This is a genomic window from Halorubrum sp. SD41 (assembly GCF_058630335.1).
Map to the genome: position 1 here is coordinate 29,045 of NZ_JBZVGZ010000007.1, position 12,597 is coordinate 41,641.

A 12,597-nucleotide genomic window follows, 5' to 3' on the forward strand; every position below is an offset into this window, starting at 1 on the left:
GAAAAGAAAACCGACGGCGACCGGGGGACCTCAGTCGAGGTCGAAGCGGTCGAGCTTCATCACGTCGCTCCACGTCTCGGCGAAGTCCTCGACGAACTTCTCCTCGTCGCTGGCGTACACGTCCGCGACGGTGCGGAGCCGCGCGTTCGAGCCGAAGATGAGGTCGGCGCGCGTCGCCTCCCACGCGACCTCGCCGGTGTCGCGGTCGCGGACCTCGTAGAGGTCCTCGGCGTCGGTGACCTCGTCCCACTCGTACTCCATGTCGAGCAGGTTGACGAAGAAGTCGTTGGTGAGCGTGCCGGGATCGTCGGTGAACGCCGTGCGGTCGGCGTAGGTCGCGCCCAGCGCGCGCAGGCCGCCGGCCAGCACGGTCATCTCGCTGGCGGTTAAGTTCAGCAGGTCCGCCTTGTCGACCATGAGATCCTCGACGTCCTCGTCGGCGTCGCCGAGGTAGTTGCGGAAGCCGTCGGCGTCGGGCTTGAGCGCCTCGAAGGAGTCGACGTCGGTCTGGTCTTCGGTGGCGTCGACGCGGCCGGGCGCGAACGGCACTTCGACGTCGTAGCCGGCGTCGGCCGCGGCCTGCTCGACGGCCGCGGTGCCGCCCAACACGATGAGGTCGGCGAGCGAGACGCGGACGTCGTCGGCGCGCGACTCGTTGAACTCGGCCTGGACGTCTTCGAGCGTCGAGAGGACGTCGGCGAGCTGCTCGGGCTCGTTGGCCTCCCAGCTCCGCTGCGGTTCGAGGCGGATGCGGGCGCCGTTGGCGCCGCCGCGCTTGTCGCTGTCGCGGTAGGTGGACGCCGCCGCCCACGCGGTCTTGACGAGCTCGCCGGTCGAGAGTCCGGAGTCGAGGAGCGCATCCTTGAGCTCCGCGACCTCGGCGTCGCCGATCGTCTCGTAGTCCGCCTCCGGTAGGGGGTCCTGCCAGATCATCGTCTCCTCCGGGACCTCGGGGCCGAGGAATCGCTCCGGCGGACCCATGTCGCGGTGGATCAGCTTGTACCACGCCTTCGCGAACGTCTCCTGGAACTCGTCGGGGTCGTCGCGGAACTCCTCAAGGACGGCCCGGAAGTCGTCGTCGTGTTTCAGGGCCACGTCCGTCGTGAGCATCATCACGTCCTCCTTGTCGTCGGGGTCCGCGACGCCGGGCGCGGCGTCGTCGAGCTCGTCGTTCTTCGTGGTCCACTGCCACGCGCCGCCGGGACCCTTCTCCGGCTCCCAGTCGTAGCTGAGCAGGTTGTTGACGTAGCTCATGTCCCAGACGGTCGGGGTGGCGTTCCACGGCCCCTCGATGCCGCTGGTGATCGTGTCGGGACCCATCCCCTCGCCGAACTCGTTGTCCCAGCCGAGGCCCTGGAGGTCGATGGGGGCGTCCTCGGGCTCGGGGCCGAGGTTGTCGCCGTCGTCGGCGCCGTGGACCTTCCCGAAGGTGTGGCCCCCGGCGATGAGCGCGACGGTCTCCTTGTCGTTCATCGCCATGCGGCTGAACGACTGGCGGATGTTCTTCGCCGAGCCCTCGAGGTCCGGCTCGCCGTTGGGCCCCTCGGGGTTGACGTAGATGAGGCCCATCACGGTGTTGCCGAGCGGCGCTTTCAGGTCACCCTGCTCGTCGAAGCGCTCCTCGGAGGTCATCTCCCACTCGCTCTCGGGGCCCCAGTCGACGGCGTCGTCGCCGCGGAAGTCGTCCTCGCGGCCGCCGGCGAAGCCGAACGTCTCGAAGCCCATCGACTCCAGCGCGACGTTGCCGGCGAGCACGATGAGGTCCGCCCACGAGAGCTTCTCGCCGTACTTCGTCTTGACCGGCTCCAGCAGCCGCCGGGCCTTGTCGAGGTTCACGTTGTCCGGCCAGCTGCTGATCGGCGGGAGCCGCTGGTGGCCGCCCGCGGCGCCGCCGCGCCCGTCGAGCGAGCGGTACGTGCCGGCGCTGTGCCACGCCATCCGGATGAACAGCGGCCCGTAGTGTCCGTAGTCGGCGGGCCACCACTCCTTCGAGTCGGTCATCACGTCTTCGAGGTCGGATTTGACCTCGTCGAGGTCGAGCTCCTCGAACGCCGCCGCGTAGTCGAAGTCCTCGTCGTAGGGACCGATATTGGCGGAGTTCTGATCGAGTAGCTCCAGGTCCAACTGGTCCGGCCACCACTCTTGGGTGTTACTAGCCATCAAGAAATGGTCGCCCCTCGTCGCAGATAATATTGTCTACTTCGGAAAGAGAATCATCGTTATAACAGAGGGTTTCTATCGAAATAATGAAGTTCTATTTGTGGATCCGCGAAGTCGACGACAGGGACCGCAGCGGCGCTCCGAGAGGTTTACCGCGCGGTAAGTGTCCGCTGCCGGCGGCGACGAGTCGTCTTTTCGACAGTTCGACCGTCGTGAGTGAGAGTCACATTCAGGGACTCGGCGGCGCATCGCTTCGCTTCGTCGCGGGACCTTGGCGGGGCGAGGATCGCGGCCGCACGGAACACGGAGGGGTCGAACGCGGTCGGCGGTTCAGCCACGGAAGGGTCGAGCGCGGTCAGCGGTTCAGCGTGTGAATCGCCTGCCCGCGGGCGTTCTCTGCCGCTTCCATCACCGCCTCCGCGAGCGTCGGGTGGGTGTGGACGGTGGCGGCCACGTCCTCCAAGGTCGCGCCCATCTCGATCGCGAGCGCGACCTCGGCGATCAGCTCCGACGCCTCCGGCCCGACGATCTGCCCGCCGAGGACGAACCCGGTCTCCTCGTCGGCGACGATCCGGACAAACCCCTCGGTGTGGCCGGTCGTCATCGCCCGCCCGGAGGCGTTGAACGGCATCTCGCCGACCGCGGGCTCGAAGCCGGCGTCTTCGGCCTCCGCCTCGGTCATTCCCACCGTGCCGATCTCGGGATCGGTGAAGACGGCCGCGGGGATCGCCTGCTGGTCCATCGCGGCGGGTTCGCCCGCGATCACCTCGGCGGCGACGATCCCCTCGTTCGAGGCCGCGTGCGCGAGCATCGGGTCGCCGGCGACGTCGCCGACGGCGTGGATATGCTCGACCGCGGTGCGGGTGCGGTCGTCGGTGTCGATGAACCCGCGCTCGTCGGTCTCGATCCCGGCGCTCTCCAGGTCGAGCCCGTCCGTGACGGGCTGGCGGCCGACCGCGACGAGGATTTTATCGACGCCGTACGTCGACTCCTCGCCCTCCTCCGTCTCCGTGTGAAGGAGGTAGCCGCCGTCGGGCGCCTCCGACCACTCGCTCGCGCCCTCGCCGAAGTTGAACTCGACGCCCAGCTCCTTCGCGCGCTCGCGAACGACCCGCTTCACGTCGTCCTCGTAGGGGTCGAGGATATCGTCGAGCATCTCGACGACCGTCACGTCGGCGCCGAGCTTCGCGTACGTCGTCGCCAGCTCCATCCCGATGTAGCCGCCGCCGACGACCCCGAGTCGGTCCGGGACCGTGTCGGCGTCGAGCGCCTCGGCGGAACTCCAGACGTGGTCCTCCGCGAACTCGAAGCCGGGGATCTGGACCGGCCGCGATCCGGTCGCGATAACCGCGTGTTCGAACGAGAGCGTCTCGGAGCCCTGCCCGTCGCCGCCGTGCGCGACGCGAACGGTGTCCTCACCGACGAACGAGGCGGTCCCCTCGATCAGGTTCACGCCGTTCGCCTTACAGAGCTTCTCGACGCCGCCCGTCAGCCGGTCGACGACGCCGTCCTTCCACTCGACCATCTTCCCCATGTCGACGGCGGGGTCCGCGTGGACGCCCATGAACTCCGCGTTGCCGGCCTCGTGGGCGAGGCCGCTCCCCGTGATCAGCGCCTTCGAGGGGATACAGCCGCGGTTGAGACAGGCGCCGCCGTAGGCGTCCTTCTCGACCAAGGTCGTGTCGAGCCCCTCCTGTGCGGCGCGGATGGCGGCGACGTAGCCGCCCGGCCCCGCGCCGATGACCAGTACCTCCGTTCCCGTGGTGACGTCTCCGACGACCATTATTCGTTGAGTAGCAGCAGGGGGTTTTCTAGGTGTTCCATGACGGTGTTCGCGAACTCGGCCGCGACCGCGCCGTCGACGACCCGGTGGTCGATCGACAGCGACAGCGGCAGCGTCGGCGCCGGGACGACCTCGCTCTCGCCGTCGGCCCCCTCGCGCACGACGGGGCGCTCCTCGATGGCGCCGAGCCCCAAGATCGCGGTCTCGGGGTAGTTGATGATCGGCGTGGCGTACTCGCCGCCGATGGCGCCGAAGTTGGTTATCGTGAACGTGCCGCCCTTCATCTCGTCAGGTTTGAGTTTCCGCTCGCGGGCGCGGGCGGCGAGGTCGTTCACCTCGTCGGCCAGCTCGAAGAGTCCCTTCTCGTCGACGTCGTCGACGACGGGGACCATCAGGCCGGCGTCGGTCGCGACCGCGATCCCGAGGTTGTACTCGCCCTTCAGCACGATCTCCTCCTCGTCCTCGCGGAGCTCGCTGTTGAGGTACGGGTGCTCCTTCAGCCCGGCGACGATGGCCTTCATCACGAACGGCATGTAGGTGAGCTTCACCCCCTTCGCCTCGGCCGTCGGCTTCAGGTCCGCGCGCGCCTCGACGAGCGCGTCGACCTCGGCGGTGTCGTGGTGGGTGACGTGCGGCGCCGTGAACTTCGACCGCTCCATCTGCTTCCCGATGGTGCGCCTGACGCCGCGGTAGGGGACCGTCTCGTCGCCGTCGCGCTCGGTCGGCGCGGTCCCCGAGGCGGCGGCCGCGTCCGTCGCGGCGGGCTCCGGGGTCGCGTCCGCGTCGGTCGGCTCCGCGTCGACCGGTTCCGGCTCCGCAGTCGGCTCTGCCGGCGACTCCAACGCGTCCGCGTACGCGTTCACGGCGTCGGCCGTGACGAACGCCTCGCCGTCGCGGGTCTCGTCGGTCGGCACGTCGTCGATGTCCACGTCGCGCTCGCGCGCGACCTTCCGCGTCGCGGGCGTCGCGAGCGTCGTCTCGCGGCCCGCCGGCTCGGGGGCATCGCCGCCAGCGCCGGCCGCGGAGGAATCCGCGGAGTCGGCGGGGCCCCGCTTGCTGACCGCGGACTTCCGCTCGCCCGATCCGGTGTCGGTCGGCGCGGGCCGCGGCGTCGGCGCGTCGCCGTCGGAGTCCCCGCCGCTCGCGGCGGCCCCGCCCTCGGCGTGCGCCCGCACGTCGGCCTCGCTCACGCGGCCGCCGGGACCGCTCCCGTCGACCGCGGCGACGTCGACGCCCAGCTCGCGGGCGAGCCGGCGGGCCGACGGCGGCGCGAAGGTTCGTCCGGAGGGCGTGTCGGGTTCGGACTCTGCGGCGGGTTCCGCGTCCGGGGCGGTGTCGCCCGCGCTCGCGTCCGCCTCGTCTGCGGTCGCGTCCGGCTCGGAATCGGACGCTGCGGCCGAGTCGGCGTCGTCGCTGGCGCCCGCCTCGGCATCGCCCTCCTCGTCCACGCGGAACGAGATGATCACGTCGCCGACGGGGACCATCTCCCCCTCCTCGACGAACAGCTCCTCGACGGTCCCGTCGTAGCTCGACGGCACCTCGACGAGCGCCTTGTCGGTCTCGACCTCGGCGACGGGCTGGTCCTCCTCGACGCGGTCGCCGGGCGCGACCAGCCAGCTGACGAGTTCGCCCTCCGCGACGCCCTCGCCGACGTCGGGCAGCCTGAACTCCTTGACGGTCATCGATCGACCACCTCGGCGGTCGCGCGTCGGCGCTCGACGGTCGTGCGCCGGTCCTCGGTGTTCATGGGTGTATCTCCGGCGGCCATCTTAAAACTCGACCGCCTCCAGGATTCCCTCCTCGATACGGGCCGCGGACGGGAGGTAGTAGTCCTCTAAGGCGTACAGCGGGTACGGCACGTCGAATCCAGTGACGCGGCCGATCGGCGCCTCCTGGTACAGCAGTGCCTCCTCCTGGAGGATCGCCGTGATCTCGCCCGCGAGCCCGCCCGTCTTCGGCGCCTCGTGGACGACGACCGCGCGGCCGGTCTTCTCGAACGCCTCGACGATCGCTTCGCGGTCCAGCGGAGATATCGTCCGGAGGTCGACGACCTCGCACTCGATCCCCTCCTCGCCGAGCGTCTCTGCGGCCTCCAGCGTGGGGCGAGTCATCGCGCCGTAGGTGAACACGGCGACGTCGTCGCCCTCGCGGCGGGTGGCCGCCTCGCCGATGGGGACCGTGTACGGCTCCTCGGGCACCTCCTCGCGGAACGCCCGGTAGATCAGCTTCGGTTCGAGGAAGATCACCGGGTCGGGGTCGCGGATCGACGCCGCGAGTAACCCCTTCGCTTCGTACGGCGTCGAGGGGATCACCACCTTCAGCCCCGCCTCGTGGGCGTAGAACGCCTCCTTCGACTCGGAGTGGTGCTCCGGCGCGCGGATGCCGCCGCCGTAGGGGGCCCGCAGCGTCATCGGGAGCGTGAACCGCCCGCGGCTGCGGGTTCGGAACCGCGCCATGTGCGAGACGATCTGGTCGAAGCCGGGGTACATGAACCCGGAGAACTGGATCTCCGGGACCGGTCGCATCCCCATCGCGGCCATCCCGACCGCGGTCCCGACGATGCCCGACTCGGCGAGCGGCGTGTCGATCACTCGATCGCCGCCGAACTCGTCGAAGAGGCCCTCGGTGGCGCGGAAGACGCCGCCGTTCTTCCCGACGTCCTGGCCCATCACGACGACGTCGTCGTCCTCGCGAAGTTCGGTGTGTAATCCGTCTCGGACCGCCTGTACCAGCGTGAGGTTCTGTGTCTCGGTCATTCAGTCCTCCAGGAACGCCGCGTCGCCGCGCTCGTCGCGCAGCGCGGCGAACTCCTCGTACTGCCGCTCCAGTTCCGGCGGAAGCTCCGCGTAGGCGTGCTCGAACAGCTCTCTGGGGTCGGGCCGCGCCATCGACTCCGCCGCGTCGATCGCGTCCGCGACCTGCGTCTCGACCGACGACTCGATCTCCGCGACGCGCTCCTCGTCGAGGACGCCCTCGCCGCGGAGGTACGACTCCAGCCGGTCGATCGGGTCCTTGCGCTTCCAGCGCTCGACCTCGTCGTCGTCGCGGTAGACGGTCGGGTCGTCGGCGGTCGTGTGCGCGCCGAAGCGGTACTGGACCGCCTCGATGAGCGTCGGCCGCGGCCGGTCCGCCTCGGGGTCCCGCGCCTTCTCCAAGGCCGCTTCCGTGACGCTGTACACCGCGAGCGGGTCCATCCCGTCGACTTGGACGCCGTCGATGCCGTACGCCTCCGCCTTCTGCGCCAGCGTCGCGCTCCGGGTCTGCCGCTCGCGGGGGACGGAGATCGCCCACTGGTTGTTGTTACAGAAGAAGACGGTCGGCGTGTCGAACACGCCGGCGAAGTTGACCCCCTCGTGGAAGTCGCCCTCGCTCGTCGCGCCGTCCCCGAAGTAGCAGATGAACGCGTCGTCCTCGCCGCGGAGCTTCGAGGCCCACGCAGCGCCCGTCGCGTGGGGCACCTGCGACGCGATCGGGACGGCGACCGGAAAGACGTTGACGTCCGGCGGCGCGTTGTTGCCGTCCTCGTGGCCCATCCAGTAGAGCAGCGTCTGTTTGAGCGGCAGCCCGTGGACGAGGGCGGCGCCGTGCTCGCGGTACGACGGGACCATCCAGTCGTCCGCGGCGAGCGCGTACGCCGACCCGATCTGGGCGCCCTCCTGCCCGGAGAGCGGGGGGTACGTCCCCATCCGGCCCTGCCGCTGGAGGCTCACCGCGCGGCCGTCGAAGTGGCGCGCCAGCCGCATGTGCCTGTACATCTCGACGAGCGAGTCGTCGTCGAGGTCGGGAACGTCGCCGACGACCTCGCCGTCCTCGTCGAGGACGCGAACCGTATCGTCGTACGCCCTGTCGAACACGGTCACGGTCGAACCCACCTTCGCATGTCCGATACGTCCACCGCCCGGGTAATATCGTTTTCGTAAATAATTTAGTATAATCAGAAATAGCGGCTTCGCGCTGAGAGACCGTCCATCAGATTCGGAGAGAATCGGACGTTTCTGAACAAACTCCGAGTCGTTCGGCAATATTTTCGCCAAGATGGGCGTTTCGTCGGTCAGTAACGGACGAACAGGAAGGTTTTCGCGCGCAGTAGGTCGGCCGACGCGGGAGCCGGACGTCGGGGGAGCCGGACGTCGCGGCGCCGCGGCTCGCCGATCGTGCGTGTCACGGTTCGGCGGTCGCGAGTGGCGCGAGAAGATCGGCCGCGATGGGTGTCTGAAGCTGACCGGACCGCTACCCGAGGCGGAACGAGGGCTCGTCGGGCTCGCCGTCGAGGTCCTCCAGCTGGATCACTTCCTCGTCGCCGTCCTCCAGCTGCTCGCGGAGGTAGTTGACGTAGCGCTTGTGCTCTTCGAGCTGCTCGCGGAGGTGTTCGGCCTCGAGCTCTAACCGCTCGTGCTCGCGGACGAAGCTCTTCGGGACCTCGATCTTCGGGGGGAACGACTCCCCGCTGTCGCCCATGCTGTCCAGTTCGGCCTCCGGGATGACCCGGACCTGACCGTCGTGGGCAACGAGCGTATCCACGTAGTCCCGGAAGACCGCCGACAGGGAGATGTCTCGCTCCTCGGCGATGTCGCGGAGGGTCTCGAACGCGTCCTCGTTGACGCGGAACGAGATCGTCTTGTTCTTGTTGCCCATTATCGGACCGTTCGTTCCGCGGATCACTTAAGCGTTTGTCAGACGATCGCAAGAACGAGAACCGCGTTCGGCGGCAGAACCGCGCCGAACGTCGCGAAAACCGGGATCGGCGCGTCGGCGCTCCGGCACGTCGACCGCGTCAGAACGCCGAGCCGCCGGCCGCGTCAGGGCTCGGGCGCGCCGGCCGGGTCGGTCCCGTCCGACGCGTCGTCGAGCGCGGCGTCGTCGCTCCCGGACTCGTCGCCCGCGAGCTCGTCGTCGCTCTCGTCGAGGTCCTCCAGCGCCGACAGCGCGGCGGCCTTGTACGTCTGGGGGTCGAAGTCGTACTCCTCGCGGGCCATCCGCGCGTACTCGTTGCCCTCGTCGTCGAACGCGGCGACGCGCTCGACGGTGCGGCGGGCGGTCTCCGCGACCCAGCGGTCGCGGGTGGCGGCGTCGACCTCGGTGATCGACTCGGGGCGGACGGAGACCCGGACCGTGCCGTCGTCGGTCTCGTAGGTCCGGGGCTTCCCCACGACTGCGACGTAGGCCGGGGGCTCTAAGTCCCGGAGCTTGGAAGCGGCTTCCGGCTGGTACTGGCCGGCGTACACGAAGAACGTGCCCGTCGGGTCGACGATGCGACCGCGCCAGTACTCGCTGTCCTCGCCGACGTCCTCCTTCTCCGTGAGGGTGCCGACGAAGAACACGCGGTTCGATGACTCGCCCGTCGGCAACAGCGCGTAGACGGGGGCGCGCTCGTCGTCGGACTCGGTGAACGTGTAGCCGGCGTCGTTGAACTCGGTGGCGAACACGCGCCGGGCGACCTCTCGGGTGGGGGCTGACTGGCTCATTTAAATCGACCTCGCTTCGATCAGCGCAGTTTCAACGTCGACGGTGCCGGGGTCCTCCATCTCGTCGACCAGGACGTACCGACGGAAGGTGGGACCGGTGACGCGGTAGTAGCGCCCGAGCACGTCCTCGCCCATCTCCTCGGCGACGACGGTGGTGTCGAGCGCGTCCATCGCCATGTCCTTGGCCTCCTCGAGGGTCATGCCGGTGAGCTCCTCGGTGGCCTCGCGGTCGAAGATGACCTCGGTGACGGTCTCGCCGTCGTCGAGGACGCCTTTGATCCGCAGATCGAACTCGCCCTCGACCTGGCCGTGTTCGGAGCAGCGACCGTTCTGGAGGACGCGCGTACAGTCCTCCTCGGGGCAGCGCTTGATCAGCCCGGATCCGGACTGGATGTCCACGAGGGCGCCCTCGACCGTGTCGGCGTTGTCGCCGACCTCGATCTCCTCGTCGATCTCGGTGATACCCGTCGTCCGGTTGAGCTTCACCGAGTAGCTCCCCTCGTACTCGTCGGTGACGACGTTCGAGAGCTCGTACGCCTGCTCCTCCTCTAACTCGGGGAGGTCGGAGGTCTCGAAGGCGACGAACTTGATCGTGCCCGACTCGTCGCCGAGCAGGCCGACCTGCGAGATCGAGTCGCTGCGCGGCTCCCAGAGGTCGACCAGCTTCACGCGCAGGTCGACCCACTGCTCGTCCTCGTCGATGTCGTTGACGAGGACCTCCTCGCTGCCGCCGCGGCCGAGCTCGTCGCGCTCCATGCCGGCGTCTTCGAGGTAGCTGTTGGTGACGCTCCGGCTCGCCTCGTCGAGCGGCACGCGGTACTCGTCGACGAGCGTCTCAAGCCGCTCCTCGACGTCGTCGGGGTCGACGTCGGTGTGGTCCGAGAACTGTTCCGCTATCGCTTCCGCTTCCTGTCGCAGTTCGCTCATGGGGTGTCTCCGCCTCCGGTCTTGTTTTCAGTGGGAGGCGTACGACGGTTGGTTCCAGATGGTATTAAAATGTACGTGACCGCGGTGAAAGTGGAACGAAACGCCCGCTTGCGGGCCGCTACGCGGTGTTCTTTCGATCCGAGAAGATCGACCGACGGGACGACCTCGCTCGCGTCAGACGCCCGTCAGCCGTGCGCGGGCTTCGTTTCGAGTGGAACGATCACACGGTTCGGGGTCACACAGGAGAAGATTCGACGGAGGTGACGAAGCGGAGCGGTGGCGCGTGCCGACGAGCAGCCAAAGGCTGCGAGTCGCACGCGCGAGGGAGTCGCTGGCTCCCGGAGCGAAGCGGAGGGTGCCAGCGACGAGGCTGGGGAGGCGTGAGGCTGCGGTGCGGGGTGGGACTCGAAGGGGCAGTCGCGAGGCGGGCGCAGGCGATGTAAGGACCGCAAGGAGTGAGCGGAGCGAACGACTGAGGACCGCAGCGAGCGTGCGCCCGCCTCGCGACTGGGGCTTCGGTGGTCTCTGTATCTATCGGTAGTTTATAAATAAAACCGCCATCGTACAGCCGAGCGACTGGGGCTTCGGTGGCCTCTGTATCTATCGGTAGTTTATAAATAAAACCGCCATCGTACAGCCGAGCGACTGGGGCTTCGGTGGTGTCCATATCGATCAGCTGTTTATAAGTAAATCCACCATCGTACAGCCGAGCGACTAGGTCTTCGGTGCTGCCCGCATCGATCGGCTGTTTATAAATAAAACCGCCGTCGTACAGCCGAGCGGCTAGGGCTTCGGCGGTCTCCATGCCGGTCACAAAATCATTCGGGGAGGACCGACCGGTCGAACCGTCAACGTCTCAGTCCGCGTCGGGGAACGGCACCTCGATCAGGTCGCCGTCGTCGGGCAGGAGGCACTCTCCGTCGAACTCCTCGCGGGCGTCGCGGCGGATCGGGGAGGCGTCCGCAGCGTAACGCGAAGAGATGTGAACGAGCGCGAGCCGCTTCGCGTCCGCGCGGTCGGCGATCGACCCCGCCTCGCGGCCGGTGGAGTGGGCCGTGTCGCGGGCGCGGTCGGCCATGTCGTCGGCGAAGGTGGCGTCGTGGATCAGCAGGTCGGCGCCCTCGGCCGCTTCCACCGTCGACTCTCGCGGGCGCGTGTCCGCGGTGTACGCCAGCTTGCGGCCCGGGCGCGGCGGGCCGACGACCTGCTCGGGCTCGACGACCGTGCCGTCCTCGGCCTCGACGGGCTCGCCCTCGTGGAGGCGCCCGAACTTCGGGCCGACCGGGACGCCGAGCGCCTCCGCCTTCGGGCGGTCGAACCGGCCGGGGCGGTCGTCCTCCGCCAGGACGTACCCCTGCGAGACGGTCCGGTGTTCCGTCTCGAACGCGCGCACCGCGTACTCGTCGGTCTCGTAGGCGACCTCGCCGGGGGCGACCGGCTCGATCCGGACGGGGAACGCCGGGTCGTGGCCGACCGCGTGGACGAGGTCGCGGAGGTGGTCGTCGGTCCCCGGCGGGCAGTGGACCGTCAGCGGGTCGGTGCGGTCGTTGAACCCGAGCGTCTGGACGAGGCCGGGGATGCCGAGGACGTGGTCGCCGTGGAGGTGCGAGACGAACACGCGGTCGACGCCGAACCCGGTGCCGTACCGCATCATCTGGCGCTGGGTGCCCTCGCCGCAGTCGAAGAGGAAGCGGTCGCCCTCGCGGTTGACGAAGACGGCGCTCGCCCCGCGCTCGACGGTGGGAACGGCGCCGCCCGTCCCGAGGAACGTGACGCGAAGAGACATGCGGGGTCGTCGGGGCGGCGGTTGTAAACCGGTGTCGATGTGGGGGGAAGGAACCGCCGGCTCGGCCTCGCGGGGGTCGGCCGACACCCACATGAGTCCGGCCGCCCGAGCGGGGGCATGCGAGAGCCGATCGCCGCCTTAGTCCGACAGGAGGGGTGGCGCGCGGAGGGCGCGGCCGCCCGCGTCCACTACGAAGGGGGTAACGACCGCTACGCGGTGGAGTTCTACGCCGAGACGGCCCGCGTGCTCTACTGGGCGGTCCCGACCGACGACGAGGAAGGCGGAACGGCCGCGCCGGTCCCGCGCGACGGCGTTCCGGATCCGCTCCGGCGGCGCGTCCGCGAGGACCTCGACGAGGCCGGGATCGATCCCGACGTGGAACGGCGCGAGCTCTGAGTCCGCCTCGGGGTCGCCGGGTCCGCGGCCGCCGGGCGGTCGCCGGACCGATGCCGGCGCGCGCGCCCAGTCGTCCCGGC

10 protein-coding genes are annotated in these 12,597 nt (G+C 69.1%); 1 reads left to right on the forward strand and 9 read right to left on the reverse strand.

Annotated elements, in window-relative coordinates; all coding sequences use genetic code 11:
- Positions 1-30: 30 nt before the first annotated feature.
- From katG to rnz, 9 genes are all read right to left on the reverse strand, one after another.
- A complete protein-coding gene (katG, locus tag AC4NMM_RS04295; RefSeq protein WP_096394098.1) occupies positions 31-2,160 on the reverse strand; it encodes a catalase/peroxidase HPI in 2,130 nt (709 codons plus the stop codon).
- 355 nt (positions 2,161-2,515) lie between these two features.
- Complete coding sequence (lpdA, locus tag AC4NMM_RS04300) at positions 2,516-3,943, reverse strand: dihydrolipoyl dehydrogenase (RefSeq protein WP_491923617.1); 1,428 nt, start codon at positions 3,941-3,943, stop codon at positions 2,516-2,518.
- Positions 3,943-5,625 (reverse strand): dihydrolipoamide acetyltransferase family protein, encoded by a 1,683-nt coding sequence (locus AC4NMM_RS04305; RefSeq protein WP_491923618.1) that lies wholly within the window; start codon positions 5,623-5,625, stop codon positions 3,943-3,945. The genes lpdA and AC4NMM_RS04305 overlap by 1 nt, the downstream gene beginning before the upstream one ends.
- A gap of 87 nt (positions 5,626-5,712) precedes the next feature.
- Positions 5,713-6,699: an alpha-ketoacid dehydrogenase subunit beta gene (locus AC4NMM_RS04310; protein WP_096394101.1), complete on the reverse strand. Its 987-nt coding sequence runs from the start codon at positions 6,697-6,699 to the stop codon at positions 5,713-5,715.
- Positions 6,700-7,803, reverse strand: a complete 1,104-nt coding sequence (gene pdhA / locus AC4NMM_RS04315; protein ID WP_096396179.1) for a pyruvate dehydrogenase (acetyl-transferring) E1 component subunit alpha — start codon at positions 7,801-7,803, stop codon at positions 6,700-6,702.
- Positions 7,804-8,173: 370 nt separating this feature from the next.
- Positions 8,174-8,578 carry a DUF8146 domain-containing protein gene (locus AC4NMM_RS04320; protein ID WP_004598641.1) on the reverse strand — a complete coding sequence of 135 codons (405 nt, stop codon included), beginning with the start codon at positions 8,576-8,578 and terminating at the stop codon, positions 8,174-8,176.
- Between the two features lie 164 nt (positions 8,579-8,742).
- The gene (locus tag AC4NMM_RS04325) at positions 8,743-9,408 is read right to left on the reverse strand and encodes an RPA family protein (protein WP_096394102.1); all 666 of its coding nucleotides are present in this window, start codon (positions 9,406-9,408) and stop codon (positions 8,743-8,745) included.
- Complete coding sequence (locus AC4NMM_RS04330; protein ID WP_096394103.1) at positions 9,409-10,335, reverse strand: replication factor A; 927 nt, start codon at positions 10,333-10,335, stop codon at positions 9,409-9,411.
- Between the two features lie 856 nt (positions 10,336-11,191).
- A complete protein-coding gene (gene rnz / locus AC4NMM_RS04335; protein ID WP_491923619.1) occupies positions 11,192-12,121 on the reverse strand; it encodes a ribonuclease Z in 930 nt (309 codons plus the stop codon).
- Positions 12,122-12,238: 117 nt separating this feature from the next.
- On the opposite strand from rnz, the gene AC4NMM_RS04340 reads away from it, so the two are divergent.
- Positions 12,239-12,517 carry a DUF7538 family protein gene (locus AC4NMM_RS04340; RefSeq protein ID WP_491923620.1) on the forward strand — a complete coding sequence of 93 codons (279 nt, stop codon included), beginning with the start codon at positions 12,239-12,241 and terminating at the stop codon, positions 12,515-12,517.
- Positions 12,518-12,597 lie beyond the last annotated feature (80 nt).

What these genes read in the sequence shown, in the direction of transcription:
- katG (WP_096394098.1), bottom strand. Translation starts at nt 2,160, where the DNA reads ATGGCTAGTAACACCCAAGAGTGGTGGCCGGACCAGTTGGACCTGGAG.
- lpdA (WP_491923617.1), bottom strand. Translation starts at nt 3,943, where the DNA reads ATGGTCGTCGGAGACGTCACCACGGGAACGGAGGTACTGGTCATCGGC.
- AC4NMM_RS04305 (WP_491923618.1), bottom strand. Translation starts at nt 5,625, where the DNA reads ATGACCGTCAAGGAGTTCAGGCTGCCCGACGTCGGCGAGGGCGTCGCG.
- AC4NMM_RS04310 (WP_096394101.1), bottom strand. Translation starts at nt 6,699, where the DNA reads ATGACCGAGACACAGAACCTCACGCTGGTACAGGCGGTCCGAGACGGA.
- AC4NMM_RS04320 (WP_004598641.1), bottom strand. Translation starts at nt 8,578, where the DNA reads ATGGGCAACAAGAACAAGACGATCTCGTTCCGCGTCAACGAGGACGCG.
- AC4NMM_RS04325 (WP_096394102.1), bottom strand. Translation starts at nt 9,408, where the DNA reads ATGAGCCAGTCAGCCCCCACCCGAGAGGTCGCCCGGCGCGTGTTCGCC.
- AC4NMM_RS04330 (WP_096394103.1), bottom strand. Translation starts at nt 10,335, where the DNA reads ATGAGCGAACTGCGACAGGAAGCGGAAGCGATAGCGGAACAGTTCTCG.
- rnz (WP_491923619.1), bottom strand. Translation starts at nt 12,121, where the DNA reads ATGTCTCTTCGCGTCACGTTCCTCGGGACGGGCGGCGCCGTTCCCACC.
- AC4NMM_RS04340 (WP_491923620.1), top strand. Translation starts at nt 12,239, where the DNA reads ATGCGAGAGCCGATCGCCGCCTTAGTCCGACAGGAGGGGTGGCGCGCG.